28 protein-coding genes, 1 tRNA gene and 1 pseudogene are annotated in these 26638 nt (G+C 69.9%); 26 read left to right on the forward strand and 4 right to left on the reverse strand.

Annotation, left to right across the window (positions count from 1 at the left end; genetic code table 11):
* Window positions 1-285: 285 nt before the first annotated feature.
* Window positions 286-1383, reverse strand: coding sequence for a DUF1152 domain-containing protein (locus tag ACIBBH_RS34890; protein ID WP_399411694.1), 1098 nt, complete (start codon window positions 1381-1383; stop codon window positions 286-288).
* 144 nt (window positions 1384-1527) lie between these two features.
* Between ACIBBH_RS34890 and ACIBBH_RS34895 the strand changes: the two genes are divergently transcribed.
* From ACIBBH_RS34895 to ACIBBH_RS34955, 13 genes and pseudogenes are all read left to right on the forward strand, one after another.
* Window positions 1528-2268, forward strand: a complete 741-nt coding sequence (locus ACIBBH_RS34895) for a GntR family transcriptional regulator (RefSeq protein ID WP_399411696.1) — start codon at window positions 1528-1530, stop codon at window positions 2266-2268.
* A gap of 276 nt (window positions 2269-2544) precedes the next feature.
* Window positions 2545-2985 carry an ATP-binding protein gene (locus ACIBBH_RS34900; protein WP_399411698.1) on the forward strand — a complete coding sequence of 147 codons (441 nt, stop codon included), beginning with the start codon at window positions 2545-2547 and terminating at the stop codon, window positions 2983-2985.
* Between the two features lie 86 nt (window positions 2986-3071).
* Window positions 3072-3800 (forward strand): GntR family transcriptional regulator, encoded by a 729-nt coding sequence (locus tag ACIBBH_RS34905; protein ID WP_399411700.1) that lies wholly within the window; start codon window positions 3072-3074, stop codon window positions 3798-3800.
* A gap of 135 nt (window positions 3801-3935) precedes the next feature.
* Window positions 3936-4286, forward strand: a complete 351-nt coding sequence (locus tag ACIBBH_RS34910) for a hypothetical protein (protein ID WP_142232385.1) — start codon at window positions 3936-3938, stop codon at window positions 4284-4286.
* A 5-nt stretch (window positions 4287-4291) separates the two neighbouring features.
* Window positions 4292-5665 (forward strand): FtsK/SpoIIIE domain-containing protein, encoded by a 1374-nt coding sequence (locus ACIBBH_RS34915; RefSeq protein WP_399411702.1) that lies wholly within the window; start codon window positions 4292-4294, stop codon window positions 5663-5665.
* A gap of 80 nt (window positions 5666-5745) precedes the next feature.
* Window positions 5746-6402: a DUF2637 domain-containing protein gene (locus ACIBBH_RS34920; RefSeq protein WP_399411704.1), complete on the forward strand. Its 657-nt coding sequence runs from the start codon at window positions 5746-5748 to the stop codon at window positions 6400-6402.
* 18 nt (window positions 6403-6420) lie between these two features.
* Complete coding sequence (locus ACIBBH_RS34925) at window positions 6421-6612, forward strand: hypothetical protein (RefSeq protein ID WP_104783024.1); 192 nt, start codon at window positions 6421-6423, stop codon at window positions 6610-6612.
* Window positions 6612-6803 carry a mobile element transfer protein gene (locus ACIBBH_RS34930; protein WP_399411707.1) on the forward strand — a complete coding sequence of 64 codons (192 nt, stop codon included), beginning with the start codon at window positions 6612-6614 and terminating at the stop codon, window positions 6801-6803. The genes ACIBBH_RS34925 and ACIBBH_RS34930 overlap by 1 nt, the downstream gene beginning before the upstream one ends.
* A gap of 9 nt (window positions 6804-6812) precedes the next feature.
* Entirely contained in the window at window positions 6813-7007 is a 195-nt protein-coding gene (locus tag ACIBBH_RS34935; protein WP_399411709.1) for a hypothetical protein, read from the forward strand.
* A 25-nt stretch (window positions 7008-7032) separates the two neighbouring features.
* Entirely contained in the window at window positions 7033-7290 is a 258-nt protein-coding gene (locus tag ACIBBH_RS34940) for a SpdD protein (protein ID WP_399411711.1), read from the forward strand.
* Window positions 7291-7420: 130 nt separating this feature from the next.
* On the forward strand, window positions 7421-8740 hold the full coding sequence (locus ACIBBH_RS34945; protein ID WP_399411713.1) for a replication initiator: 1320 nt from the start codon (window positions 7421-7423) through the stop codon (window positions 8738-8740).
* The gene (locus ACIBBH_RS34950; protein WP_361118168.1) at window positions 8716-8910 is read left to right on the forward strand and encodes a helix-turn-helix domain-containing protein; all 195 of its coding nucleotides are present in this window, start codon (window positions 8716-8718) and stop codon (window positions 8908-8910) included. The genes ACIBBH_RS34945 and ACIBBH_RS34950 overlap by 25 nt, the downstream gene beginning before the upstream one ends.
* Window positions 8907-10269: pseudogene (locus ACIBBH_RS34955) on the forward strand (tyrosine-type recombinase/integrase). Before ACIBBH_RS34950 ends, ACIBBH_RS34955 begins: the two are co-directional and overlap by 4 nt.
* A gap of 68 nt (window positions 10270-10337) precedes the next feature.
* Here ACIBBH_RS34955 and ACIBBH_RS34960 read toward each other — a convergent pair.
* Together ACIBBH_RS34960 and ACIBBH_RS34965 are read right to left on the reverse strand one after the other, a co-directional pair.
* Window positions 10338-10472 (reverse strand): hypothetical protein, encoded by a 135-nt coding sequence (locus ACIBBH_RS34960; RefSeq protein WP_399411715.1) that lies wholly within the window; start codon window positions 10470-10472, stop codon window positions 10338-10340.
* 44 nt (window positions 10473-10516) lie between these two features.
* The gene (locus ACIBBH_RS34965; protein WP_399411717.1) at window positions 10517-10747 is read right to left on the reverse strand and encodes a hypothetical protein; all 231 of its coding nucleotides are present in this window, start codon (window positions 10745-10747) and stop codon (window positions 10517-10519) included.
* A gap of 72 nt (window positions 10748-10819) precedes the next feature.
* On the opposite strand from ACIBBH_RS34965, the gene ACIBBH_RS34970 reads away from it, so the two are divergent.
* Window positions 10820-11200 carry a winged helix-turn-helix transcriptional regulator gene (locus ACIBBH_RS34970; protein WP_399411719.1) on the forward strand — a complete coding sequence of 127 codons (381 nt, stop codon included), beginning with the start codon at window positions 10820-10822 and terminating at the stop codon, window positions 11198-11200.
* 201 nt (window positions 11201-11401) lie between these two features.
* On the opposite strand, the gene ACIBBH_RS34975 is transcribed toward ACIBBH_RS34970, so the two are convergent.
* Window positions 11402-11473, reverse strand: a tRNA-Arg gene (locus ACIBBH_RS34975).
* 197 nt (window positions 11474-11670) lie between these two features.
* Here ACIBBH_RS34975 and ACIBBH_RS34980 point away from each other — a divergent pair.
* The 12 genes from ACIBBH_RS34980 to prmC all read left to right on the forward strand — a co-directional run bounded on the left by ACIBBH_RS34980 (window position 11671) and on the right by prmC (window position 26627).
* On the forward strand, window positions 11671-12108 hold the full coding sequence (locus ACIBBH_RS34980) for a response regulator (RefSeq protein WP_399411721.1): 438 nt from the start codon (window positions 11671-11673) through the stop codon (window positions 12106-12108).
* 177 nt (window positions 12109-12285) lie between these two features.
* The gene (nrtL, locus tag ACIBBH_RS34985; RefSeq protein ID WP_399411723.1) at window positions 12286-13266 is read left to right on the forward strand and encodes an ArgS-related anticodon-binding protein NrtL; all 981 of its coding nucleotides are present in this window, start codon (window positions 12286-12288) and stop codon (window positions 13264-13266) included.
* A gap of 29 nt (window positions 13267-13295) precedes the next feature.
* A complete protein-coding gene (gene lysA, locus ACIBBH_RS34990) occupies window positions 13296-14687 on the forward strand; it encodes a diaminopimelate decarboxylase (RefSeq protein ID WP_399411725.1) in 1392 nt (463 codons plus the stop codon).
* 153 nt (window positions 14688-14840) lie between these two features.
* Window positions 14841-16133 (forward strand): homoserine dehydrogenase, encoded by a 1293-nt coding sequence (locus ACIBBH_RS34995; protein ID WP_399411727.1) that lies wholly within the window; start codon window positions 14841-14843, stop codon window positions 16131-16133.
* 6 nt (window positions 16134-16139) lie between these two features.
* A complete protein-coding gene (gene thrC, locus ACIBBH_RS35000; RefSeq protein WP_399411729.1) occupies window positions 16140-17198 on the forward strand; it encodes a threonine synthase in 1059 nt (352 codons plus the stop codon).
* 271 nt (window positions 17199-17469) lie between these two features.
* Window positions 17470-18387, forward strand: a complete 918-nt coding sequence (gene thrB / locus ACIBBH_RS35005) for a homoserine kinase (RefSeq protein WP_399411731.1) — start codon at window positions 17470-17472, stop codon at window positions 18385-18387.
* 402 nt (window positions 18388-18789) lie between these two features.
* Window positions 18790-20838, forward strand: coding sequence for a transcription termination factor Rho (gene rho / locus ACIBBH_RS35010; protein ID WP_399411733.1), 2049 nt, complete (start codon window positions 18790-18792; stop codon window positions 20836-20838).
* Between the two features lie 230 nt (window positions 20839-21068).
* Window positions 21069-22781: a trypsin-like serine protease gene (locus tag ACIBBH_RS35015; RefSeq protein WP_399411884.1), complete on the forward strand. Its 1713-nt coding sequence runs from the start codon at window positions 21069-21071 to the stop codon at window positions 22779-22781.
* Window positions 22782-22991: 210 nt separating this feature from the next.
* Window positions 22992-24128, forward strand: coding sequence for an LCP family protein (locus ACIBBH_RS35020; protein WP_399411735.1), 1137 nt, complete (start codon window positions 22992-22994; stop codon window positions 24126-24128).
* A gap of 172 nt (window positions 24129-24300) precedes the next feature.
* Window positions 24301-24525 (forward strand): 50S ribosomal protein L31, encoded by a 225-nt coding sequence (gene rpmE / locus ACIBBH_RS35025; protein WP_100568051.1) that lies wholly within the window; start codon window positions 24301-24303, stop codon window positions 24523-24525.
* A gap of 107 nt (window positions 24526-24632) precedes the next feature.
* The gene (prfA, locus tag ACIBBH_RS35030; RefSeq protein WP_399411738.1) at window positions 24633-25709 is read left to right on the forward strand and encodes a peptide chain release factor 1; all 1077 of its coding nucleotides are present in this window, start codon (window positions 24633-24635) and stop codon (window positions 25707-25709) included.
* 78 nt (window positions 25710-25787) lie between these two features.
* On the forward strand, window positions 25788-26627 hold the full coding sequence (gene prmC, locus ACIBBH_RS35035) for a peptide chain release factor N(5)-glutamine methyltransferase (protein WP_399411740.1): 840 nt from the start codon (window positions 25788-25790) through the stop codon (window positions 26625-26627).
* Window positions 26628-26638 lie beyond the last annotated feature (11 nt).

Raw genomic sequence — 26638 nt, forward strand, 5'->3', positions numbered from 1 at the left:
AACCGTGACCTCGACACTCACAGTCCGCGCCGGGCTCCGTTCCCATGTCAACCCACCCGACCAGCCACAACACCGCTTAACTTCCCGGTCTTGGGCTAAAGCCGTGGAGCCGACCGCCCCAGCCACGACGTACCCCTTCTCTGGCCTCAGGTAGCTGATCTCTGTGCGCGCGGTACGGGCGCCGGCCGGGCTGGAGCGGGGCGGAGACAGGAGCGCAGGCCCGGCCGGGGGCCGGGCCGCGCGCGGTGAGCGGAGCGAGCCGCCTTGAACCCGTGAAGAAGGTTGTTACTCAGTAGTGGCTATGATGCGCCACAAGGGAGCGTCGTACTGCTGCGGGTGGCTGTTGATGAGCAGCTGGCGCAGGTCCTCGCGCAAGGAGCCGTTGAGGTTCAGGGCCTCGGTGAGGCGGCGGAACGTCGTGTGGGTGACTCCGCGGCTGTGGGCCTCGGCTTCGAACTGGCCGAGCTGGGACAATACAGCGTCAGGGTCGAGCTGCACCGGTGACTGGCCCTTGAGCCACGCGGCCTTGTTGCGCTCGTAGTCGATCTCCGAGTAGCCGCAGATTTCGCGGCTGTGTGCCTCGACCTCGTCCAGGGTGGCTGTCGTCAGGATGGCACGGGCCAATTGGTTGCGGCTCAGCGCCTCGTCCAGGTCGACCTCATGGACCGTCGGTCCCTCGTCATTGAGGGGCACCGGGAGGCCCGCGTCTCGCATCTCGCAGGTGCCGCGTACGCCTCGGGCTGTCGCAGCGAGCATCCCGGTCGCCTCGGAAGGGTGCCACTCCAGGACCGAGCTGATCGGCTCGACGTCCTTCGCGGTGAGAGTGTGGATGAGCGGGCCGAGCATGCCGCGCAGTTCGTCGAGCGGGAGTTCGCCATCGAGGCCGGGGCCCGCCACCAGGAGGCGGACGGGAGCGTTCACCTGGCAGCACGCGGCGAGTGTGACGGCGTCGGCAAGCGGGCTCTTCAATGTCGGCTCATCGCCGCGGGCGAGGATGTCGCCGCCCACGTCCAGGAGGTCGATCGACTCTGGTGACAAGTGGTCCACCAGCTCTTCGAGTTGGCGGGTGACGCCCTCGACCCCGTGGCGCGGATCGATCAGCGCGAACGTGTGCCGGAGTTCTGCTGCGAGTCGGGGGAGAGTCGAGCCCGCCGGAGCGATCGGGCGGGCTTCGGTCGGCACTGCCCAGACTGTTGGGGTGAGGGGCTGGAGGCCGGTGAAGTTGTCCGGTCCTCGGGGACCCGGCACCGGGTCGATCAGAAGGCGGTCCCACGCGTACGTGAAGATCACCGCCTGGGCCTCGTCGCCGTAGAGGGCGGCGTGAATCATTGCGGCGGCGACTGCATCGCCACCTCCTCCTGCTGCGACGATCAACCGCGTCATGCGTCTCAGCCTACGGGGTGGGGGGTTGACCACCCACCCTATAGTGGCTAGAGGCCATAGCCACTTTTATCGAGAAGCAGGCCTCAGCTCGGTAGCGGGGTGCCCGACTACTCGCCTGGGGCTCGCCTTGGGTGAGGAGGACTGATGCCGCAGATCGAGGAGGCTCAGCCGAAGTATCTCCAGATCGCGCACTACATCCGTGATCAGATTCTTCGGGGTGACCTGCGACCAGGTGATGAGGTGCCGTCCGAACGGCAGTTGGCGGCGGACTGGAAGGTGTCCCGGCCCACAGCCGCACGGTCGTTGGAGGCGCTGAGCCATCAAGGGCTCGTCGAGAAGCGTCAGGGGTCGGGCACGTACGTGCGGAGCCTCGAAGTCAATCGGCGGGCTCGTGAGTTGTACGGGCGCGCTCGGCAGACCGGGAAGATCTATACGCCTGGCGAGTACGCCGTGATCACCTCTGCCGGTTGGCTGGAGGCGCCGGACCACGTGGCTGAGGCGCTGGGCCTGGTAAAGGACCGTCGGGCGGTGCACCGGCGGCGGGTGACCAACAACCAGGACGGACCGATCACGCTGTCCACCTCGTGGTTCGCTCCGGATGTCGGTCAGCGTGCGCCGAAGCTTCTGGAGCCGGAGCGGATCCAAGAGGGGACGCTGCTGTACGTCGAGAACATGACCGGACGGCAGGGGAGTTACGCGGAAGATCGCATGTGCGCGCGTGCGGCGACTGACGAAGAGGCCGAGGACCTTCAACTTCCGGCTGGCTCCGCCGTCCTGATCGTCCACCACGTGGTCTTCGACCTCCAGGACCGGCCGTTGGAGTTCGCTGAGGCCACCTACCCGCCGCATCGCTGGGCGTTCGAGCAGGGCTACCCCCTCACCTGAGGGGGCCAGTTGCAGCGAATCGCTTGCGTCGACCAAGTGGCTAATGCCACTATCCAGAAAGTGGCTAAGGCCACTTCACTGGGAGGAGGCGCGGTGTGACGAGTCAGCGGCCGGATCAGGGCACGCACTTACCTTGCCGGGGTTGCCGGGGGCGCGGTTGGAAGCGCGTCGGCTCGCGGACGACCCTGGCGCTTGCCACCGCCGCCGACCGCACCCGCGCCACATCAAAGCGGCGCTGCCTCGACTGCGACGGTAGCGGCAGGAAGTGAGCACCCGATGGCCTTCATGATCGACCGTTACCCGTCTGAGGAGTCAACGCGTCTCGGTGCGATGACCTTGCACCCTGTCGCCGAGTCCGTACCGCGGGCTCGGCGCTGGTTCCGCAAGTTCATCGCCCCGTACAACCCGGCCTGCTCCGTCGACGATTGTGCGCTGATGATCTCGGAGCTGGTGACCAACGCCATCGCTTACGGCCGGTCGGACGATCCTTGGCTGGTCCGGGTTGAGTGGTTCCGTGAGGGGACCTCGCTTCGGGTCGACGTGCACAACCCCGGCTTTCCCGCGAACGTGCGGCTGAGGCACCCCGACGTCAACGACTCCCATGGGCGTGGGCTGCTCCTGGTCGATTCGCTGGCGGAGTCGTGGCATGCCGCGCCGAGTCGCTTCGGCGGAACCGTCGTCTCCTTCGTGGTGGCCGATGCCTGGCCCGGAAAGTAAGAGTTCGCTCCGCTTCTACTTCGACAATCGAAGATTCGCTAGTCTGGTTGACCAGTTGACTTGGCCAATCTCGACGGGCGGCGTTCATGGCGTATGAAGTGGAGCCACCGAAGTACGTGCGCCTCGCGCAGACGATCCAGCGTCGCATCGAGGATGGCACGTATCCGCCCGGCACGCGGGTGCCCAGTGAGAACCAACTGGTGCAGGCCTTCGGGATGTCCCGGCCGACCGTTGTCCGGGCGCTGGAGCTGCTGAAGCGTGACGGCTGGGTGGAGTCCCGGCAGGGGTTCGGCACGATCGTGCGCGGTCGCCCGGCTGTCGTCGAGCAGAAGGACCGCCGGGGGAGTGAGGCACTCACGCGCGACGAGTCGCAAACGGCAGGGCGGTTGGTCGAAGTCGGCTACGTCCCCGTTCCGGTGCGGGTCGCCTCTGCCCTCGGGTTGCCCAAGCGGGCCGAGATTCTCATGCGCCGCTTCCTGGTGGAGGAAGACGGCGAACCGGTGGAGCTGGTGTCGTCCTACTTCCCCGCCGGCCTGGTCGAAGGCACGGAGCTGGAGAGCGCTGATGCGCTGACGGGCGGCACTCGCGCACATCTGGAGACGCGCAAGAAGGTCCGCTTCGACCATGTGACGGAACGGGTTTCGGCCCGTCTGCCGGAGCGCGCCGAAGCGGAGCTTCTGGATCTCCCTGAGGGCATTCCGGTCCTCAGTGTCCTGGTCGTCGCGTGTGACGCTTCGGGGCAGGCTCTGCAAGTCTCCGACGTGCTGCTTCCTGCCGACCGGCAGGAACTGGAAGGCACCTACCGTCTGAACTGAGCCCGAATCGCGGCAAGTTCGCCGTCGACTCCCACCTCGATTCGCACTTGACAAGTCAACTTGGCATCCCTAGCTTCGAACTTGCTAAGTCAACTTGTCAGGTCGGCAAGTTGATCGACTCAGGAGGAGAAACCTGTGCGTGTGATCCGTATTGACGCCTCGGCCGCCACGATCCTTCTCACCGAAGCACCGGCACCGAAGGTGCGCGACCGGCAGACCGGTGAGATCGCCAAGGACGCCGTGAGCGGTGAGGCGCTGATGACGGTCGGCGTCGTCTACATCGACGAGGGTGAGTCGTCGCTGATCCAGGTCACCGTCCCCGAGAGCGGTGTGACGGAGGGCCTGACCGTCGGGGCTCCGGTCTCGCTGCCAGGGCTCATCGCCCGGCCGTGGGAAAGCGTCTTCAACGGGCAGCAGCGGCATGGCATCGCCTACCGGGCGACCGCCGTTGCTCCTGGCGCCTTCCCGATGGAGCAGGCGGGCTGATCGTCGTGACCGATCTGGTGACGTGGGCCGAGCTGGGCGGGTCGCTCGCTGCGATAGGCGGTGCGGCCTACGCCCGGCACGCTCATCCGGCGGCGTACTGGTCCACGGTCGGGCTGCCCGTTTCGGTGGCCCGGTTGCTGGCCTCGTACACCTCCACCATGGACGCATGCGGCCTGACGGTCGAGCCGCCCCGGTGGCGGGCCCTGGCCGTCAAGGCCACGACTCGCCGTGAGGTCCGGCCTGTGCCTCCTCGCCGAGGCATGATCCGGCCCACCTCGACCGGCCTGCGGCTCCGGCTGCGGCTGGCTCCGGGCCAGGAACCGGCGGACGTAGCGGCCTCGGCCGAACGGCTTCGGCATGCCTGGGGTGTTCACGCCGTGTATGTGCGGGACGTCAAGCCCGGTGTCGTGGAACTGCGGCTCGTCGGCTTCGACGTCCTGCGGAAGGTGCGGATGCCTCGCCGGACCGACGTCGGTCCGCTCCGCGTGCCGGTGGCTCTGCGGGAGGACGCGACCGCCTTCGTGCGGGACTACCGGGCCGTACCTCACGAACTCGTGCTCGGCGCCACGCTGTCCGGCAAGTCCATGTTTCTGCGGAACCTGCTTGCCGGGCTTGCCGCCCAGCCGGTGGTCCTGGTCGGGATCGACTGCAAGCGCGGGGTGGAGCTGGCGCCGTTCGCTCCTCGGCTCTCCGCGCTGGCGACCGACCCGGAGCAGGCGGCCGAGCTGCTGCCCGTGCTCGTCAAGGAAATGGAGGACCGATACGACCTGATCAAAGCGCGGCAGGGCGTCGCCCCTGGTACCCCGGATGAGCAGATCACCTCGGACGTCTGGGGCCTGCCGGAGGACGAACGACCCGCGCCCATCGTGCTGTTCGTCGACGAAGTGGCGGAACTCTTCCTCGTCGCCACGAGGAAGGAGGAGGAGCGACGGGACGAGATGGTCACTCAGCTCATCCGGCTCGCTCAGCTCGGCCGTGCGGCCGGCATCTACCTGGAGGTCTGCGGGCAGCGCTTCGGGGCCGAGCTGGGCAAGGGAGCGACCATGCTCCGGGCTCAGCTCACCGGCCGGGTGTGCCACCGGGTGAACGACGAAGCGTCCGCGAAGATGGCGCTCGGTGACATCGCCCCTGAGGCTGTCCTGGCCGCCTGCGCCATCGCCGCCGAGTTGCCCGGCCTCGCCGTCGTCGGCGACACCTCCGGCGGCTGGTCCCGCATCCGCACCCCGTACCTGTCCCTCGCCGACGCTGCGGCCACCTGCCGCGAGACGGCGCACCTGGCCCCGGACGTTCCGGCGCTCGCGCCGTTCCGGCCCCACGTCCCTCCCATGCCGGTGAAGGAGTCCAGCCCCATGGCCACTCCTCAGCCGATCACCGAGTAACCAACCCGCTCCCACGGTCGGCGCGGCCGTCCCGCGCCAAGTCCCTACCCCACCCATGCCCGGAACTGGAAGGAGTGGCCGTGCGCGCCCTGCCCGTCCGCGTGGACGCCGTGCTCGTTCAAGCGGTGATCGCCGCCGCGCTGTCCTTCGCCCACCTGCACGACCTGGCCTCGGCCGCCGGACAGGACGGCTGGAAGGCGTGGGCCTATCCGGTCTCCGTCGACCTGCTGTTGGTAGCGGCCTGGCGACGCCTGCGCTCCGGTGAGGCGAAAACGGCCGGATGGTGTTGGTTCGTCGTCGCCCTGACGGCGTCCCTCGGCGCCAACGTCGCCACCGCCGGACTGCTCGACCTGGAGGACGTACCGGCTTGGCTTCGCATCCTCGTCGCCGGCTGGCCCGCGGTCGCTTTCCTGGGCGGCACGCTGCTCGCTCACGGAGCAACGAATCCCAGCGCTGACCCGGCGGCGGCACCGGAACCGTGTTCGACGGCACAAGCGCCGGAACCGACCGCCGCAGAGGTCGAGCTGTCCTCGGTTGCGCCCGAACTTCCGGTCGTCGCACCTGAGTCGGCTCCGCCGCCTCCATCCTCGGTGCCGCCCGCGCTCGTCGCCCTCGCCCGCAAGGTCGCCGACGAACACCGCGCCCGGACCGGGAGCGACATCGACACCTCGACCCTTCGCGCCCGGCTCGGTGTGCCCATGCCGCTCGCCGAAGCCATCACTACCCAACTCACCTGACCCGGAGGACTTTCCCCCTTGCGCCCGTCCACGCTCCGCGCGCTGAAGCGCGCCGCCGAGCTGACCCGACAGAACCGCCTCACCGAAGCCGTGCTGATCGCCGAACCGGTGATCCTCGCCGCCGACAGCTACGAGGGCGACGAGATCTTGCGCTGGCTGGCCGACCACGTCACCGACTTCACCGGCGAGACCGACAAGGAGATGCCCTGATGTCCGCCAACCGCCGTTTCCGCCGCGCCGTCCGCATCGGCCCCGTCCAGGTCGGCACGTACTACGACGGCCGGGGCCGCGAGAAGCACACCGCCGCCTGCACGGCTCCGCGGTGCGGCTTCGCCACCGACTACGACAGCCGCGTCGCCGCCGAGCTGGCCGCGCGCACCCACCGCTGCCGCGTCCGCTGAGGAGTTCCCGTGACCGTCTCGCTGCCGCTCGTCTTCGTCCTGTGTGTCATCGCCTGGGCCGCGATCAAGTTCCTCGGCATCCGGCTCTGGGTCGCCGTCGTGATCGCGCTGTTCGGCTTCTGGCTCTCGCACACGATCCTCGCCCCGGCCATCGAGTCCGGCACCCGCTCCGGGGTCGACGTCGTCAACGGCACCCACGACTGACCACCGACTGACAAGGAGTCCTGCGATGTTTCGTCCCAAGCTGCCCGACACCCCGCACGTCCCCAGCATCACCACCCACATCCCGCAGGATCACGCCCCGGCTCCCGCCGCCGGCCGCTCGGTCGCCCCGTTCGTGGGCGTCGGCGCCGGTGCGGTGGCCGCCGTGGTCGTCGTCGGCGTCGTCCTCACCGCGCTCCTGGCGGCGGTCGCCGTCTCGGCCGTGTCCGTGGCCATTGCCGCCGTGGTCCTGCGCTCCCTCGTCACCGGCGCGAACAAGCGCTGACCGGCCGCCGGGGCGGCAAACGCCGCCAAGCATCCCGCCGCCCCGGGGCCGTCCCTCCCAACTGCCGAAACAGCCGAAAGGAAGACCCATCATCACCCGGCAGACTCCGCCCCCGCTGGCGGAACTCTCCATGCTGGCCTCGCTCGGCACCATGCCCGAGCTGGCCCGCCAACTCTCCGGCCTGGGCGGCTGCACCAACCCCGTGCGCCTCGACGGCCACCGCACCGAGTACGCCGTCGACCGGACCACCGGCGAGATCGGGCGCGTCCTCCACCACCTCGACTCGTCCTCCCTGCCCGCCAGAAGCCTCCTCGTCCGCTGCAACAACCGCCGTGCCACCCGCTGCGCGGCCTGCGCGGAGGTCTACCGCCGAGACACCTTCCACCTGATCACCGCCGGGCTCCGCGGCGGCAAGGGCACCGCCGAACAGGTCGGCACGCACCCGCGCGTCTTCGCCACCTTCACCGCACCGAGCTTCGGCCCGGTCCACAACCGCCCCTCCAGCGGGCGGCCCTGCCGCTGCGGTGTCCGGCACGACGACACAGACCCGGTCCTCGGTACGCCCCTCGATCCGGACGCGTACGACTACGAAGCGGCTGTCCTCTGGAACGCCCACGCCGGAGCCCTCTGGCGGCGCTTCTCGATCTACCTGCGCCGTGAGATCGCCAAGCGCGCCGGACTCACCCAGCGTGCATTTCGGGATCATGCACGCGTCTCCTTCGCCAAGGTCGCCGAGTACCAGAAGCGCGGCGCCGTCCACTTCCACGCGGTCATCCGCCTCGACGGCCCGCAGGGCGGCGACACGGCCCCTCCGTCCTGGGCGTCCGCCGAGCTGCTGACCGACGCCATCCATGCCGCCGTCACCGCCACCCGCGTCAACGGACCGGACGTCGGCGGCCGCGCCCACACCTTCACCTTCGGCCGTCAGCTCGACGTGCGCACCATCCGCTCCGCCGACTTCGACGGTGGCCAGGAGCTGACCGACCGGGCCGTAGCGGCGTACATCGCCAAGTACGCCACCAAAGGCGCCGAGACGGCGACCGGCACCCTGGACCGGCCGATCCGTTTCCTCGCCGAGCTGGCACAGGCCCGGATCACCGACCACGCCCGGCGCATGATCCGGACGGCCTGGACCCTCGGCGCACGCAAGGACCTCGAACATCTCCGCCTGCGCGCCTGGGCCCACATGCTCGGCTTCCGCGGCCACTTCTCCACCAAGTCCCGCCGCTACTCCACCACCCTCGGCGCCCTCCGCGATGCCCGCGCCGAATGGCGCCGCGCACAAGCCGCCACGGCCGCTCCCCATGACGGCGAAACCACGCTCGTCCTCGCGCACTGGGTCTTCGCCGGAACCGGACTCAGCACCGGTGAGCAATGGCTGGCCGCATCCCTCGAACCCGCCCCCGGAACGGAAGGAGAACCGACATGGACGCCCGTCACGACGAGCTGATGACTGTTCGCCAAGTCCTGGACGAGCTCGGCGGTGTCTCCCGTCGGACGTTCTACCGCTGGCGAGAACTGGGGTACGGGCCGGCCGCATTCAAGCTGCCCAACGGAGAGCTGCGGGTTTGGCGGAGTGACTTCAACACATGGCTGCGACAGCTGGAGGAGGCGGCGTGAAGTCTCTCGATGTGAAGGTCTGGGGAGTCCGCAAGCGGGACACCAAGACGCCCTCGTACGGTGTCCGCTGGTCCGTCGCAGGCGGTGTGTTCTCGGAGTCCTTCCGCACCAAGGCGCTCGCCGACCACTACCGCACGAAGCTCATGCGTGCGATGCGCGAGGGCGAGGAGTTCGACACGGAGTCGGGACTTCCGGCCTCCATGGAAGAGAAGAAGTCGGCCGTGTCGTGGTACGCCTTCGCTCTCAGGTACCTCGCCATGAAATGGCCTCATGCCGCACCCAACACACGGGACGGCATCAACGAAGCCCTTACCAGCGTGACGCTGGAACTCCTCGACGAGCGCGCCGGACGACCGTCCGACGAGGAGATCCGCAGAGCATTGCGCAACTGGGCCTTCGTGCTGCCGGGGCCCGACGACCGGGAAGTCCCGGACGACGTGCGGAACGTTCTCCACTGGGTGTCCAAGGCATCCCGGCCGCTCGCCGATCTCGCTGAAGCGGCCACGGCTCGCACGGTCCTCGACTCGCTGAAGCTCAAGCTCGACGGCACGGCGGCAGCGGCGGAGACCGTGCGGCGCAAGCGTCGGACCCTCGTCAACGCGGCGAACTACGCCGTCGACCTGGGAGAACCCCATCACGGCTGTCCGCTGGCAGAAGCCGAAGGTGTCCAACCAGGTCGACCCGCGAGTTGTCGCCAATCCGGAGCAGGCACGGAACCTCTTGGCGGCGGTTTCGTACGTGGGCGGGTACCGGCGTGCTCGTGGTCGTCGCCTCGTGGGTCTGTTCGCTGCCATGTACTTCGGTGGCTTGCGGCCGGCGGAAGCGGTCGGCCTCGTCGAGACCGACCTGAAGCTTCCCGAGCAGGGCTGGGGCTCGGCGCTGCTCCACCGGACCCGTCCGTCCGTCGGCAAACAGTGGACCGACTCGGGGGAGACCCACGACCACCGTGGGCTGAAGAACCGGCCGACCGAGGACGTGAGGCGGGTGCCGATCCCGCCTCACCTCGTAGCTGTGCTCTGTGAGCACCTGGCCACTTTCGGCACGGCGGACGACGGGCGGCTGTTCTTCAGCGAGAAGGGCTCGGTCGTCCCGTCCTCGACCTACTACCGCGTGTGGCAGGAAGCTCGGCTCCTCGCCCTTCCGCCGGCCGTCGCGGCCTCGCCGCTCGCGAGTAGGCCGTACGACCTCCGGCACTCGGCGCTGTCGACGTGGCTCAACGCCGGTGTCGACCCGACAGAGGTGGCTGAGCGCGCTGGCAACAGCGTGGAGGTCCTGCTGACCCGCTACGCGAAGTGCCTCGACGGACGGCAGGACGTCGCCAACCGGCGTATCGAGGACCTGCTTCGCGAGTACGAGTGACCACGCCTGACCGTGTCCGAGGCCCCTGGCGTCCACCAGGGGCCTCGGTGTCTTCCAGGTGTGCTCGCTCAGAACGCTGGTTGCACGGTGTCCTCGGTGGGCAGTTGCTGTGCGCGGGTGCCGAAGGGGTTGTCGATGACATACCGCCAACGGCCGTCCGGACCCCGCCGGGCGATGTCGGTGGCAGTGCCCTCGACGTGCACAGCCTGTCCCTCCCGGCAGGTCCCGTCGATGACCCAGTCGACTATCAGCAGCGCCAGGTCTCCCTTGCGGACACGTGCCGCGGACGGACCGAGATGGGGACCCCGAGCTTTTGCAGGCGGCCGTTGGCGGCGTGCAGGTCCGGGCCGGTAACGGGCGTTCCCGGCTGCGGGACCAACACCGCCGCGTCCTCATAGACCTGCGCCAACGCGGTGGCGTCGCCGCTGTTGAATCGCTCGGCGAACACCGCGGGCACCTCTTCGGGCCGATCGGCCAAGGCTCGCATGATCGACAGACGTCCTTCCGGGGCGGGAGAATCGAAGTGCCCCACACGTTAGGAGGCGGTCTCGTGACTCACCGAACGGTTGGTCACCCGGCAGGGCTCCCCGACGACCCGCGCGCGAATGTCACCGCACCAACCCCCGAGTGCCCGGTGGAGATCACGCTGGCGGCCCTGCACGGCCGCTGGACGACGCTGGTGGTTCGCGAACTGCTGCGTGGTGACCGCTCCTACAGCGAGCTGCGCGCGGCCCTGCCCACGTTGTCGGACAAGGTGCTGTCCGACCGGTTGGCGCAGCTCGGCGAGGCCGGAGTCGTCGAGCGCGACCGTCGACCGGGCTGGCCGCCGCGAGTGCGCTATGCGCTCACCCCGAGTGGACACCGCCTCGGCCCTGTCCTACAGGCTCTGTGGGACTGGGGGGCGGAGGTCTCCATGAGGCAGCGGGGCTGAGAGCGGCTGTGCGACAAGCCATGTTCGCTGATCGGTCGGACTGAGTCGTCTCACCTGCGGCGATGCTCCAAGATCCCGTCCACAGCTCGTCCACGGACCCCGACATACGGCCGCTCCGGGCGGCATAAGGCTGCACATACGCGAAGACCCCGGCCTCAGCGTTTCCGCTGGTGACGGGGTCTTTTGGCACCTCATACAGGGTGCCCCCGGCAGGATTCGAACCTGCGCACACGGCTCCGGAGGCCGTTGCTCTATCCCCTGAGCTACGGGGGCGTGTCGGCTGCGGAGCTGTTCGCTCGCGGCGACGGGTAGAACACTACCAGCTCTGTCGGGGTGTTCATGAACGGGTTTCCGGAGGTGGGGGAGGGGCGCGTTGCTCGCGCGGGGTGGAAGTGGGGAAAAGCCGGACGCGGTGGCCGGTCCGGACCTACTCTCGAGTTGTGCCAGGCGCATCGGGTCGGGTGCTTGTTGTGGACGACAACAAGGTCATCCGGCAGCTGATCAGGGTCAATCTCGAGCTGGAGGGTCTCGAGGTCGTGACCGCGGCAGATGGTGCCGAGTGTCTGGATGTCGTTCACCAGGTACGGCCGGATGTGGTCACCCTCGATGTCGTCATGCCCCGCCTGGACGGGCTCCGGACCGCCGCCCGGCTGCGGGCCGATCCGCGCACGCATGATCTTCCGCTCGCCATCGTCAGCGCGTGTACGCAGCACGAGGTCGAGGCCGGCCTCGATGTCGGCGTCGACGCCTTCCTCGCCAAGCCCTTCGAGCCTGCGGAGCTTGTGCGGCTCGTCAGGGAGTTGATCGAGCGGGGGAGGGGAGACGCCGTGGCGGTCGGTGGTGCCGGTGAGGGTGGCTCCGGGGACCGGCGCCAGCATCTCCAGCGTCAGGAACAGCAGGAGCGGTGAGTACAGAGGTAGGCGCCTGCCAGCGGTAAGAAGGGTGTCAGCAGGGTGTCAGCGGTACTGCCGTACGGGGAGTGCGCCGGGCCCCAGTGATGCCCACACCCCCCGCCCGTCCACATCCCGGACCCCCGCCCAAACCAACTCGCGTACCCACCCCCCTCCTCCCCTACCCTTGTCTCCGTGACCCCCGTGGAACTCTCCCGCACCGTGCTGCACGCAGTGCGCCGTGCCGTCGATGAGGGGGAGCTGAGTGTCACCGTGCCGGAGCGGGCCGTGGTGACGCCGCCGGGGCCGGGGGGGTGCGGGGACTACGCCACCAACATCGCGCTGCAGCTCGCCCGCCCGGCCGGGCAGCCGCCCCGGCGGGTCGCCGAGATACTGCGGCCGCATCTCGCCACCGCGGACGGCGTCGACGACGTGGTCGTCACGGGACCGGGGTTCCTCAACATCAGCCTCCGGGCGGACGCCGACCCCGGGCCCGACCTCGTGCGGGAGATACGCGAGCGCGGCATGGCGTACGGTCACGGTGACGCCCTCGCCGGGCAGGTCGTCACCCTGCGCGTGCCCTACGACGCCCGGGCCGAGGCCGTCGCCGACGCGCTCGTACGGATCGTCGCCACGCAGGGCGGGCGGGTTGAGGTCGAGCACGGCGAGCCCGTGAATCTGCGGCCCGTGCCCGCCCCGGAGGACCCCGCCCCGCTCGGCCCCGACGCCGCCCGCTGGGCCCTGCTCCATCCCGCCCCGCACGACCGGCCTCGGATCAGCGCCGACCATCTGGTCCAGCGTGAGGGCAACCCCCTCTTCCGCGTCCGGTACGCCCACGCCCGTACCCGGGCCCTGACCCGCAACGCCGGCCGCCTCGGCTTCACCGCCGAACCCGGTGACCCCGCCCACACCGAGACCGGCGCGCTCGTCACCGCCCTTTGCGACCACCCCCGCATCCTGACTGCTGCCGCCACCCACCGCGCCCCGGACCGTCTCGCCCGGCATCTCGTCACCGTCGCCGATGCCGCCCTGCCCTTCCTGCTGACCGTGCTTCCGCAAGGCGAGGAGAAACCCTCGGCCGCCCACCGCGCCCGGCTCGCCCTCGCCGAAGCCGCCGGGACGGTGCTGGCCGGCGGCCTGTCCCTGCTCGGCATCGACGCACCCGAACACCTCTGAGACAGCGAACAGAGAGCCCACCAGAAGTCATGAGCCGTTCCGCACACCCCGCCGGGCCCCGTCACGCCGACGTCCTCCCCGAGGGGCACTACTCCGCGCCGCCCACCGACCTCAACGCCCTCGACCCGAAGGTGTGGGCCCAGACCGTCACCCGGGACGCCCACGGCGTCGTCACCGTCGGCGGCGTCGACGTCAAGACCCTCGCGGAGCAGCACGGCACGCCCGCCTACATCCTCGACGAAGCCGACTTCCGGGCCCGGGCGCGCGCCTGGCGCACCGCCTTCGGCAACGACGCCGACGTCTTCTACGCCGGCAAGGCCTTCCTCTCCCGCGCCGTCGTGCGGTGGCTGCACGAGGAAGGGCTCAACCTCGACGTCTGCTCCGGCGGCGAGCTCACCACCGCCCTCTCGGCCGGCATGCCCGCCGACCGGATCGCCTTCCACGGGAACAACAAGTCCAAGGACGAGATCCGGCGTGCCATAGAGGCCGGCGTCGGGCGTATCGTCCTGGACTCCTTCCAGGAGATCGTCCGCGTCGCGCACATCGCCCAGTCCCTCGGCAAGCGGCAGCGCGTGCAGATCCGTATCACCGTGGGCGTGGAAGCGCACACGCACGAGTTCATCGCCACCGCCCACGAGGACCAGAAGTTCGGGATTCCGCTCGCCGGCGGGCAGGCCGCCGAGGCCGTGCGGCGTGCCCTGCAGCTCGAATGGCTGGAGCTCATCGGGATCCACAGCCACATCGGGTCGCAGATTTTCGACATGTCCGGCTTCGAGGTCGCCGCCCACCGCGTGGTCGGGCTCCTCAAGGACATCCGCGACGAGCACGGGGTCGAACTGCCAGAGATCGATCTCGGGGGAGGACTCGGTATCGCCTACACCAGCGACGACGATCCCCGTGAACCGCACGAGATCGCCAAGGCGCTGACCGAGATCGTCACCCGTGAGTGCGAGGCCGCCCGGCTGCTCACCCCCCGCATCTCCGTGGAGCCCGGGCGCGCCATCGTCGGCCCGACCGCCTTCACCCTCTACGAGGTCGGCACCATCAAGCCCCTGGACGGGCTGCGCACATACGTCTCCGTCGACGGCGGCATGTCCGACAACATCCGCACGGCCCTGTACGACGCCGAGTACAGCGTCGCCCTCGTCTCCCGCACCTCCGACGCCGAGCCGATGCTCGCGCGCGTGGTCGGCAAGCACTGCGAGAGTGGGGACATCGTCGTCAAGGATGCGTTCCTGCCCGCCGACCTGGCCCCGGGTGACCTGATCGCGGTCCCGGCGACCGGGGCGTACTGCCGGTCCATGGCCAGCAACTACAACCACGTGCTGCGGCCGCCCGTCGTCGCCGTCGACGACGGCGAGGCGCGGGTGATCGTCCGCCGCGAGACGGAGGAGGACCTCCTGCGGCTCGACGTCGGTTGACGCGGAAACCCGCCCCTGGAGGGACGGGAAGATATACGTCTTTCCGTCCCGCCGAAATGAAATAGATGTCTCACGATCCGGACATGGGATAGAAAGTCCCGTCCGGTGAGTGAGACTGGTCCAACCGTAGACGGTATGAGGAAACGAGGTCGGATGATGCGTACGCGTCCGCTGAAGGTGGCGCTGCTGGGCTGTGGGGTTGTCGGCTCAGAGGTGGCGCGCATCATGACGACGCACGCCGACGACCTCGCCGCGCGGATCGGCGCCCCCATCGAGCTCGCGGGCGTGGCCGTACGGCGGCCCTCCAGGGTGCGTGAGGGCATCGACCCGGCGCTCGTCACCACCGACGCCACCGCCCTCGCCAAACGCGGCGACCTCGATGTCGTCGTCGAGGTCATCGGCGGTATCGAACCCGCCCGTACGCTCATCACCACAGCCTTCGAGCACGGCGCCTCCGTCGTCTCCGCCAACAAGGCCCTCCTCGCCCAGGACGGCGCCGCCCTGCACGCGGCGGCCGAGGCGAACGACAAGGACCTCTACTACGAGGCCGCCGTCGCCGGTGCCATCCCGCTGATCCGGCCGCTGCGCGAGTCCCTCGCCGGTGACAAGGTCAACCGGGTGCTCGGCATCGTCAACGGCACCACCAACTTCATCCTCGACAAGATGGACTCCACCGGCGCCGGGTACCAGGAGGCCCTCGACGAGGCCACCGCCCTCGGGTACGCGGAAGCCGACCCCACGGCCGACGTCGAAGGCTTCGACGCCGCCGCCAAGGCCGCCATCCTCGCCGGGATCGCCTTCCACACGCGCGTGCGCCTCGACGACGTGTACCGCGAGGGCATGACCGAGGTGACGGCGGCCGACTTCGCCTCCGCCAAGGAGATGGGCTGCACCATCAAGCTGCTCGCCATCTGCGAGCGGGCCGCGGACGGGGGGTCCGTGACCGCCCGCGTCCACCCGGCGATGATCCCCCTGAGCCACCCGCTCGCCTCCGTGCGCGGCGCCTACAACGCCGTCTTCGTCGAGTCGGACGCGTCGGGGCAGCTCATGTTCTACGGCCCCGGCGCGGGCGGTGCGCCCACCGCGTCCGCCGTCCTCGGCGACCTGGTCGCCGTCTGCCGCAACCGGCTCAGCGGGTCCACCGGCCCCGGCGAGTCGGCGTATGCCGCGCTGCCCGTCTCGCCCATGGGCGACGTCGTCACGCGCTACCACATCAGCCTTGACGTCGCCGACAAACCGGGTGTTCTCGCCCAGGTGGCGACCGTGTTCGCCGAGCACGGGGTGTCGATCGATACCGTTCGACAGCAGGGCAAGGACGGCGAGGCCTCCCTCGTCGTCGTCACCCACCGCGCCTCCGACGCCTCCCTGACCGGGACCGTCGAGGCGCTGCGCAAGCTCGACACCGTGCGGGGTGTCGCCAGCATCATGCGGGTTGAAGGAGAGTAACCAGCAATGACCCACCAGTGGCGCGGAATCATCGAGGAGTACCGGGACCGGCTGCCGGTATCCGACACCACGCCGGTCGTGACGCTCCGCGAGGGCGGCACGCCCCTCGTGCCCGCGCAGGTGCTCTCCGAGCGCACGGGCTGCGAGGTCCACCTGAAGGTGGAGGGTGCCAACCCCACCGGGTCCTTCAAGGACCGCGGCATGACCATGGCCATCAGCAAGGCCAAGGAGGAGGGGGCGAAGGCCGTCATCTGCGCCTCCACGGGCAACACCTCCGCCTCCGCCGCCGCGTACGCGGTGCGCGCCGGGATGGTCTCCGCCGTGCTCGTGCCGCAGGGCAAGATCGCGCTCGGCAAGATGGGCCAGGCCCTCGTGCACGGCGCGAAGATCCTCCAGGTCGACGGCAACTTCGACGACTGCCTCACGCTCGCCCGCGCTCTGAGCGAGAACTACCCCGTGGCGCTGGTCAATTCGGTCAACCCGGTGCGTATAGAGGGCCAGAAGACGGCCGCCTTCGAGATCGTGGACATGCTGGGCGACGCCCCGGACGTCCACGTCCTCCCGGTCGGCAACGCGGGCAACATCACCGCGTACTGGAAGGGGTACAAGGAGTACGCCGCGGACGGCGTCGCCTCCAGGACCCCCCGAATGTGGGGTTTCCAGGCCTCCGGCAGTGCCCCGATCGTGCGAGGCGAGGTCGTCAAGGACCCGTCGACCATCGCCACCGCGATCCGCATCGGCAACCCCGCGTCCTGGCAGTACGCCCTCGCGGCGAGGGACGAGTCGGGCGGTTTCATCGACGAGGTGACGGACCGTGAAATCCTGCGCGCCTACCGGCTGTTGGCCGCGCAGGAGGGCGTGTTCGTGGAGCCCGCGTCCGCCGCGTCGGTGGCCGGTCTGCTGAAGGCCGCCGAGCAGGGCAGGGTCGACCCGGGCCAGCGGATCGTGTGCACGGTCACCGGCAACGGCCTGAAGGACCCCGACTGGGCCGTCGCGGGCGCCCCGCAGCCGGTCACCGTCCCGGTCGACGCGGCGACGGCGGCCGAGCGCCTCGGCCTCGCCTGAGGCAGCCTCGCTCGAGGAACCCCGGGGAGTCCTGAGGGAATCACCGGGGAGTCCCTGGAGAGGGTGCACAAGGGGCCCACGACACGCATCGTGCGCCTCCTGTGCGCCCTATGTCGCCACAGAACCTTCCTTCGATAGGCTGTACTGAACCCGTCCACTGCATATGCCCCGCATATGCCACGGTGCCGCGCCGTCTGCGCGGCCCTGAGGGCCTCACGTACGTATCGAATGTCATTCGACCATCACGCAGCTCAAGGAGAGTCATCGAGCGATGGCCGGTCCAGCGTTCCGCGCCGCCGCCGTCCGGGTGCGCGTCCCCGCCACCAGCGCCAACCTCGGCCCGGGCTTCGACGCCCTCGGCCTCGCGCTGGGGCTGTACGACGACGTCGTCGTCCGGGTGGCCGACTCCGGGCTGCACATCGACATCGCGGGTGAGGGCAGCGAGACGCTCCCGCGTGACGAAAGCCACCTCCTCGTCCGCTCTCTGCGCACCGCCTTCGATCTGCTGGGCGGACAGCCCCGCGGCCTGGAGATCGTCTGCGCCAACCGCATTCCGCACGGCCGTGGCCTGGGCTCCTCCTCCGCCGCCATCTGCGCCGGCATCGTCGCCGCGCGGGCGGTGACCATAGGCGGCGAGGCCAGGCTCGACGACACCGCCCTGCTCGAACTGGCCACCGAGATCGAGGGGCACCCCGACAACGTGGCGGCCTGTCTCCTCGGCGGCTTCACGCTCTCCTGGATGGAGGCCGGGGCCGCCCGGGCGATCAGGATGGAGCCCAGCGATTCCATCGTTCCGGTGGTTTTCGTGCCCGGAAAGCCGGTACTCACCGAGACCGCGCGCGGCCTGCTGCCGCGCACCGTGCCGCACGTCGACGCCGCCGTCAACGCGGGCCGCGCCGCCCTGCTCGTCGAGGCCCTGACCAGGCGCCCCGAGCTGCTGCTGCCCGCCACCGAGGACCGCCTCCACCAGGAGTACCGCGCCCCCGCGATGCCGGAGAGCGCCGCGCTGGTGGAGCGGCTGCGGGCGGACGGGATCCCCGCGGTGATCTCCGGCGCCGGCCCCACCGTCATGGCACTGGCCGACGCGGGCACCGCCGACAAGGTGGAACAGTCGGCGGGCGCCGGCTGGGCCGCGAACCGGCTGAGCCTGGACGTCCGGGGAGCGAGCGTGCTGCCGCTTGCGACCTGACACACGGTTGCCGGATTTGGAGAGGGGGAATGTTTGTTGGATCCGGTAGTGTTAATCTCAAGTCTGCACCCGACCCCACCATGGCGAGGTGCTTCGTGTCCCCGTCCGGGACAGACATTCTTCCGGGAGCCTCCCAAGCCACTCCGTGTTCCGTACGTCGCACCTGGGCAGTACGTCGTACGCGGACACTGAGCGGGCCGCTGGGCGCGCTCCGGAATCGGTGCTACCACGCCACGTGACACTGGGTGCCACGGCTCGAGGAAGCGCCATCACCAGATATCTCTTCCGCCGCTTTGGCGGACCACCGCCCCGGCTTGGTTCACAGAGACAGAACCGATGCCGGACAGCACAACCGGTCGCCGAGCCAGACAGGCCGACGTCCGCTCCAGGGAAGGACCCTTCGTGAGCGACACCACCGATCTGATGGGCGCACGTGTCGAGGAGACCGCTGCCGCGCCCGCCACGGACGCCTCCGCGCCTGCCACCGGTGCCGGCTCCCGGCGGCGCCGCGGTACCGGCCTCGAGGGCATGGTGCTGGCCGAGCTGCAGCAGGTCGCATCCGGCCTCGGCATCAGGGGCACCGCGCGCATGCGCAAGAGCCAGCTGATCGAGGTCATCAAGGAGGCGCAGGCGGCCGGGGGCGCCGCCCCGGCGCCCAAGGCCGCGACTGCCGCGGGCGATGCCACCGAGACCAAGCCGAAGCGCCGGGCCACCTCCAAGGCCCGTACGGGCGAGGCGGCCGCCGAGAAGAAGGCCGAGAAGGCCGCCGAGGTGCCCGCCGAGAAGGCCGTGGCGCAGCAGCAGATCGAGATTCCCGGCCAGCCGGCTGGCGGCACCCGCGCGAGCGAAGCCGAGCGTGGGGGAGACGACGCCCCGGCCGAGCGCCGCCGTCGCCGTGCCACCGCCGAGGCGGGTGCCCCGGCGGGCGGCAGCCCCGAGACGATCGCCACCGAGGCGAAGAGCGAGCCCAAGGCCGAGTCGCCCGCCCAGGCCCAGCCGCAGCAGGGTGACGCCAAGGCCGACGCCGGTGACGGCGAGGGCCGTGGCCGCCGCGACCGCCGCGAGCGCGGCCGGGACCGCGACCGCGACCGCCGGGGCAAGGGCGACGACCAGCAGCAGGGCCAGGGCGGCGGCCGTCAGGACCGCCAGCAGCAGGGCCAGCAGCAGGGCGGCGGCCGCCAGGACCGGGGCGCCGGTCCCCAGGACGACGACGACTTCGAGGGCGGCCGCCGTGGGCGCCGCGGCCGCTACCGCGACCGCCGTGGCCGCCGTGGCCGTGACGAGATCGCCGAGCCGCAGCTGGCCGAGGACGACGTCCTGATCCCCGTCGCGGGCATCCTGGACATCCTGGACAACTACGCCTTCATCCGTACGTCGGGCTACCTGCCGGGTCCGAACGACGTGTACGTCTCCCTCGCCCAGGTCCGCAAGAACGGCCTGCGCAAGGGCGACCACGTCACCGGCGCGGTCCGTCAGCCCAAGGAAGGCGAGCGGCGCGAGAAGTTCAACGCGCTGGTCCGTCTGGACTCCGTCAACGGCATGGCGCCCGAACACGGCCGTGGCCGCCCGGAGTTCAACAAGCTGACCCCGCTCTACCCGCAGGACCGTCTCCGCCTGGAGACGGACCCGGGCGTGCTGACCACCCGCATCATCGACCTCGTGTCGCCGATCGGTAAGGGTCAGCGCGGTCTGATCGTGGCCCCGCCGAAGACCGGCAAGACCATGATCATGCAGGCGGTCGCCAACGCGATCACGCACAACAATCCCGAGTGCCACCTGATGGTCGTCCTCGTCGACGAGCGTCCGGAAGAGGTCACCGACATGCAGCGGTCGGTCAAGGGCGAGGTCATCTCCTCGACCTTCGACCGCCCGGCCGAGGACCACACCACCGTCGCCGAGCTCGCCATCGAGCGTGCGAAGCGCCTGGTGGAGCTGGGTCACGACGTGGTCGTCCTGCTCGACTCGATCACGCGTCTGGGCCGTGCGTACAACCTGGCCGCGCCCGCCTCCGGCCGCATTCTCTCCGGTGGTGTCGACTCGACCGCGCTGTACCCGCCGAAGCGCTTCTTCGGTGCGGCGCGGAACATCGAGGACGGTGGCTCGCTGACCATCCTCGCCACCGCGCTGGTGGACACCGGGTCCCGCATGGACGAGGTGATCTTCGAGGAGTTCAAGGGCACGGGCAACGCCGAGCTCAAGCTCGACCGGAAGCTCGCGGACAAGCGGATCTTCCCGGCGGTGGACGTGGACGCGTCCGGTACCCGCAAGGAAGAGATCCTGCTCGCCCCCGACGAGCTCGCCATCGTCTGGAAGCTGCGCCGGGTGCTGCACGCCCTCGACCAGCAGCAGGCGGTCGAGCTGCTTCTCGACAAGATGAAGCAGACGAAGTCGAACGCCGAGTTCCTGATGCAGATCCAGAAGACGACGCCGACGCCGGGCAACGGAGACTGACGGTTCGTTCTCCCAGGGCACTGAGGCCGGCCCCCGTCACATGAGTGACGGGGGCCGGCCTTTTGGCGCTGAGTGGAAGGGACGCGTCATGCGTCCCTTCCGACTCATCTCTCCCTGGGGGGACTTCCTTGCCTGCACCCCTGCCCGGCAGCGGCCGGCACAGACGCCGGATCCGTATCGCTCTGCCCGTCGCCGCGGCCGGCGTCGCCGCGGCCGTCGCCGCCGCGCTGATGACCTCGTCCGCCGGCGCGGCCACCGCGCAGCCCACGCCGACGGTCAAGCCGGCCATCGACTCGCCGTCGCTCGCCACGCTGGAGAAGCGCGTCGCGGGCGCCCTCGCCGGTGACGACACCGCGGGACAGACGACCCGGAAGTCGTCCCTGAGTGCGAGCACGAACACCGCTTCCGCCGACCCGAAGATCATCGGGGGCACCGACACCACCATCACGTCGGCGCCGTGGATGGCCCAGCTCTGGTACTACGACGACAAGGGCACCACCGACGAGAGCGACGACCTCGGCTTCTTCTGCGGCGGCACTGTCGTCGCGCCGACGAAGATCCTCACCGCCGCGCACTGCGTCAAGGGCTACGACTGGCACGCCAACGGCGCCGTCATCACGGGCACCTCGCAGCTGCCCACCAGCGACGACGCGGGCAACACCGACCTGCACGGCGGCACGGTCACCGGCGTCTGGCGGCAGTGGAACCACCCGTCGTACAGCTCGACCACGATCAACAACGACATCGCCGTCCTCACGCTGCCGGTCGCGGTCAAGGCCACGCCGATCCGCATGACGACGTCCGGCGACACCGCCTCGTACACCGCGGGCACCAGCGCCCAGCTCTACGGCTGGGGCCGCACCAGCTCCACCAGCCAGGACATCTCCGACACGCTCAAGACGGCCACGCTGCCCATCCAGTCGGACAGCACCTGCGCCGGCTACTACGGTACGGACTTCGTCGCGGGCCACATGGTCTGCGCGGGCAAGCCCGCCACCGGCAGCGACACGGGCACCACCTCCGCCTGCAACGGCGACTCCGGCGGCCCGCTGATCGTCAACAACCGGATCGTGGGCGTGGTCTCCTGGGGCGTGGTGGACTGCGTCGAGAAGGGCGCCTACAGCGTCTTCACGAAGGTCAGCACCTACGTCGGCGCCAGCTACCCGCGCATCGACGACACCAACCTCAGCGGCGACCACAAGGCCGACCTGTGGGTGCGCAACTCCTCCACGAAGACCGGCTACGAGAAGGACTCCACGGGCAGCGCGTTCGGCGCCCGCCAGTCCTGGGGCAACTGGGACGGCGTCAACGTCGTGCTGCAGGCCGACCTCGACCGGGACGGTTACCAGGACCTGGTCGTGCGCGACAGCGCCTCCGGCGACGTCTACTGGACGCACTACGTGACCTCCAGCGGCTCCTGGGCCACGAAGCAGATTTTCGACAACTGGAAGACCCGCACCCGCATCATCGCCCCCGGCGACCTCACCGGCGACTACCTGCCCGACATGCTGTCCGTCGACTCCAGCGGCACCCTGTGGCTCTACCCGGGCAAGGGCGACGGCAGCTTCGCCGCCCGCGTGCAGGTCGGCACGGGCTGGAACCAGTACAACTCGGTGCGCGGCCACGGCGACTTCACCGGCGACGGCAAGGCCGACCTGCTCGCCCGCCAGGCCAGCACCGGTGACCTCTACCTGTACAAGGGCACCGGCAAGTCAGGTACCGGGGCGTTCTCCACCCGGATCAAGGTGCGCAGCGCCTGGACCGGTTACAACGCCTTCGACGCGGTCGGTGACATCAACGGCGACGGCAAGGCCGACTTCCTGGCGCGCACGCCCGCCGGCACCCTCTATCTGTACGCGGGCACCGGCAAGGCGACCAGCGAGATTTTCGCCACACGCGTCTCCGTCGGTACCGATTTCGAGCAGTACGACATTTTCGGCTGAAACCGCAGGTGAGCGGGGGGCACCCCGCTCGGCCGACTACGGACTGTGCCCACCGCCGCACGCGGTGGGCGCAGTCCGTTGTGCAACCCTTCTCCAGGTTTCCCCGTCTGACCTGGTGGAGTGGCGATGGTGCGGTGCGGGTCGCGACGGACCAGGCCTGATCCCTGAAAGCAGGGGGTAACCGACGACCGGACGAGAACCGAGGAACACATGTCTGCCGAGAGCACGCCGGAGCCCGGCATACGGGATACCGGCGCGAACGGTCCCCGCCGCCGGGCCAAGGGACGCCGCCGCAAGGCCCGCGGCAAGCGCCGCAAGGCCCTGCTGATCTCCGCCTGGACCGCCGCGGGCGTCCTCGTGCTGGGCGGCACCGGCGCCGGATACGTGTACTTCAAGCTCAACGGCAACATCAAGAGCGTCGACATCGACCAGGCCCTGGGCAGCGACCGGCCGAGCAAGGCCGACAACGGCTCCGAGAACATCCTGGTCCTCGGCTCGGACACCCGCTCCGGCTCCAACAAGAAGCTCGGCGGCGGCACCGACGACGGCAGCGCCCGCTCCGACACGGCGATGATCGTCCACGTCCACGAGGGGCACAAGAAGGCCAGCGTGGTCTCCATGCCCCGCGACACCCTCATCGACCGCCCCGCGTGCACCGACACCAAGGGCGTCACCCACCCCGCGGTGAACGGGGTCATGTTCAACGAGGCGTACTCCACCGGTGGTGCCGCCTGCACCGTGAAGACCGTCGAGTCCCTCACCGGCCTGCGCATGGACCACTACCTCGAGGTCGACTTCGCCGGCTTCGAGAAGCTCATCGACGAGCTCGGCGGCGTCCGGGTGACCACCACCAAGGACATCAAGGACCCGCAGAGCCACCTGAACCTCAAGGCCGGCAAGCACCGGCTCACCGGTCAGCAGGCCCTCGGACTGGTCCGCACCCGGCACGGCGTCGGCGACGGCTCCGACCTCGGCCGCATCCAGCTCCAGCAGGCCTTCGTCAAGGCGCTGGTCAACCAGGTCAAGGACATCGGCGTCTTCACCAACCCGAAGAAGCTGCTCGACCTCGCCGACACCGCCACCAAGGCCGTCACCACCGACTCCGACCTGGGCTCGGTGAACTCCCTCATGGACTTCGCGGGCGGCCTGAAGGGCATCAGCTCCTCGCACATGCACATGGTCACGATGCCGGTCCGGTACGACCCGACGAACCCCAACCGGGTCATCGTCGCCAAGACCAAGGCCGAGCAGATGTGGACCGCCCTGAAGAACGACCGGCCGATCCCGGCGAGCGCGACAAAGGGCACGGCGACGGGCGAGGCCAAGGGCGTCGTGAGCACCCCGTAAGAAGCGGCACCCCCTGTCGCGACCCCACCGCTCACCCCCGGGGGAATAGACAGCCCCCGCCCCCGGTTTTGGGGGATGGCCCCAGTCCTGGCAGACTGGTACGTCGGCTCCGGTTCACGCCTCCGCACCCCGCGGCAGCGACCCGGCGCCCTCCCGAAACCTAGGAGACACCTTGAAGCGCGACATCCACCCCGCGTACGTCGAGACGCAGGTCAGCTGCACCTGCGGCGCGTCGTTCACCACCCGCAGCACCATCGAGTCCGGCACCGTCCGCGCCGAGGTCTGCTCCGAGTGCCACCCGTTCTACACGGGCAAGCAGAAGATCCTCGACACCGGTGGCCGTGTGGCCCGCTTCGAGGCCCGCTTCGGCAAGGCTGCCGCCGGCTCCAAGAAGTAGCGAGCCCCCATGCGCCGGTCCACGGCCGTGCCCCCACCGGGGTGCGCCCGGGACCGGCGTTTTTGGTCGCCCGCCTTCCCTTTCGTTCGCAGTACAGGAGCCCCAAGATGTTCGAGGCCGTCGAGGAACTCGTCGCCGAGCACGCCGACCTGGAGAAGAAGCTCGCCGACCCGTCGGTCCACGCCGACCAGGCCAACGCGCGCAAGCTGAACAAGCGCTATGCCGAGCTCACCCCGATCGTCGCCACGTACCGCTCCTGGAAGCAGACCGGCGACGACGTCGAGACCGCGCGCGAATTCGCCGCCGCCGACCCGGACTTCGCGGCCGAGGTCAAGGAGCTGGAGAAGCAGCGCGAGGAGCTGACCGAGAAGCTGCGCCTCCTGCTCGTCCCGCGCGACCCCAGCGACGACAAGGACGTCATCCTGGAGATCAAGGCGGGTGCCGGTGGTGACGAGTCGGCGCTCTTCGCCGGCGACCTGCTGCGCATGTACCTGCGGTACGCCGAGCGGGTCGGCTGGAAGACCGAGATCATCGACGCCACCGAGTCCGAGCTGGGCGGCTACAAGGACGTCCAGGTCGCCGTGAAGACCAAGGGCGGCCAGGGTGCCACCGAGCCCGGCCAGGGCGTGTGGGCCCGCCTGAAGTACGAGGGCGGGGTGCACCGCGTGCAGCGCGTGCCCGCGACCGAGTCCCAGGGGCGTATCCACACCTCCGCCGCCGGTGTCCTCGTCACCCCCGAGGCCGAGGAGGTGGACGTGGAGATCAACCCCAACGACCTCCGCATCGACGTCTACCGCTCCTCCGGACCCGGCGGGCAGTCGGTCAACACCACCGACTCCGCGGTGCGCATCACGCACATCCCGACCGGAGTCGTCGCCTCCTGCCAGAACGAGAAGAGCCAGCTGCAGAACAAGGAGCAGGCACTGCGTATCCTGCGCTCCAGGCTGCTCGCCATGGCGCAGGAGGAGGCGGAGAGGGAGGCCGCCGACGCCCGCCGCAGCCAGGTCCGCACGGTCGACCGCTCCGAGAAGATCCGCACGTACAACTTCCCGGAGAACCGCATCTCGGACCACCGCGTCGGCTTCAAGGCCTACAACCTGGACCAGGTCCTGGACGGCGACCTCGACGCGGTGATCCAGGCCTGCGTCGACGCGGACTCGGCGGCGAAGCTCGCGGCCGCGTAAGGCACGTTACGAAGTACTGAGTACCGGAGGACGAGCGTGCAGCAAGATTTTGGGGGGCGGCCCCCGAACCCCCGCAGCGTGCTGCTCGCGGAGGTGGCGCAGGCCACCCAGCGGCTGGCCGACGCCGGCGTGCCCTCGCCGCGCAACGACGCGGAGGAGCTCGCCGCGTTCGTGCACGGCGTGAAGCGGGGCGAGCTGCACTCCGTGAAGGACTCCGACTTCGACGCCCGCTACTGGGAGGTCATCGCCCGCCGTGAGCAGCGCGAGCCGCTGCAGCACATCACCGGGCGGGCCTACTTCCGGTACCTGGAACTCCAGGTCGGGCCGGGCGTGTTCGTGCCCCGGCCGGAAACCGAGTCCGTGGTCGGCTGGGCCATAGACGCCGTACGGGCCATGGACGTGGTCGAGCCGTGCATCGTCGACCTGTGCACCGGCTCCGGCGCCATCGCGCTCGCCCTCGCCCAGGAGGTCCCGCGCTCGCGCGTGCACGCCGTGGAGCTGTCCGAGGAGGCGCTCCAGTGGACCCGCAAGAACGTGGAGGGCTCCCGGGTCGATCTGCGCCAGGGCAACGCCCTGGACGCCTTCCCGGACCTCGACGGCCAGGTCGACCTCGTCATCTCCAACCCGCCGTACATCCCGCTCACCGAATGGGAGTACGTCGCCCCGGAAGCCCGCGACTACGACCCCGAGCTGGCGTTGTTCTCCGGTGAGGACGGCCTCGACCTCATCCGCGGCCTGGAGCGCACCGCGCACCGGCTGCTGCGCCCCGGCGGCGTCGTCGTCATCGAGCACGCCGACACCCAGGGCGGACAGGTGCCGTGGATCTTCACCGAGGAGCGGGGCTGGGCCGACGCGGCCGACCACCCCGACCTCAACAACCGCCCCCGCTTCGCGACCGCCCGCAAGGCGCTGCCGTGAGCACCCCGACG

It is taken from the genome of Streptomyces sp. NPDC051636 (assembly GCF_044453765.1).
Taxonomy (GTDB): domain Bacteria; phylum Actinomycetota; class Actinomycetes; order Streptomycetales; family Streptomycetaceae; genus Streptomyces.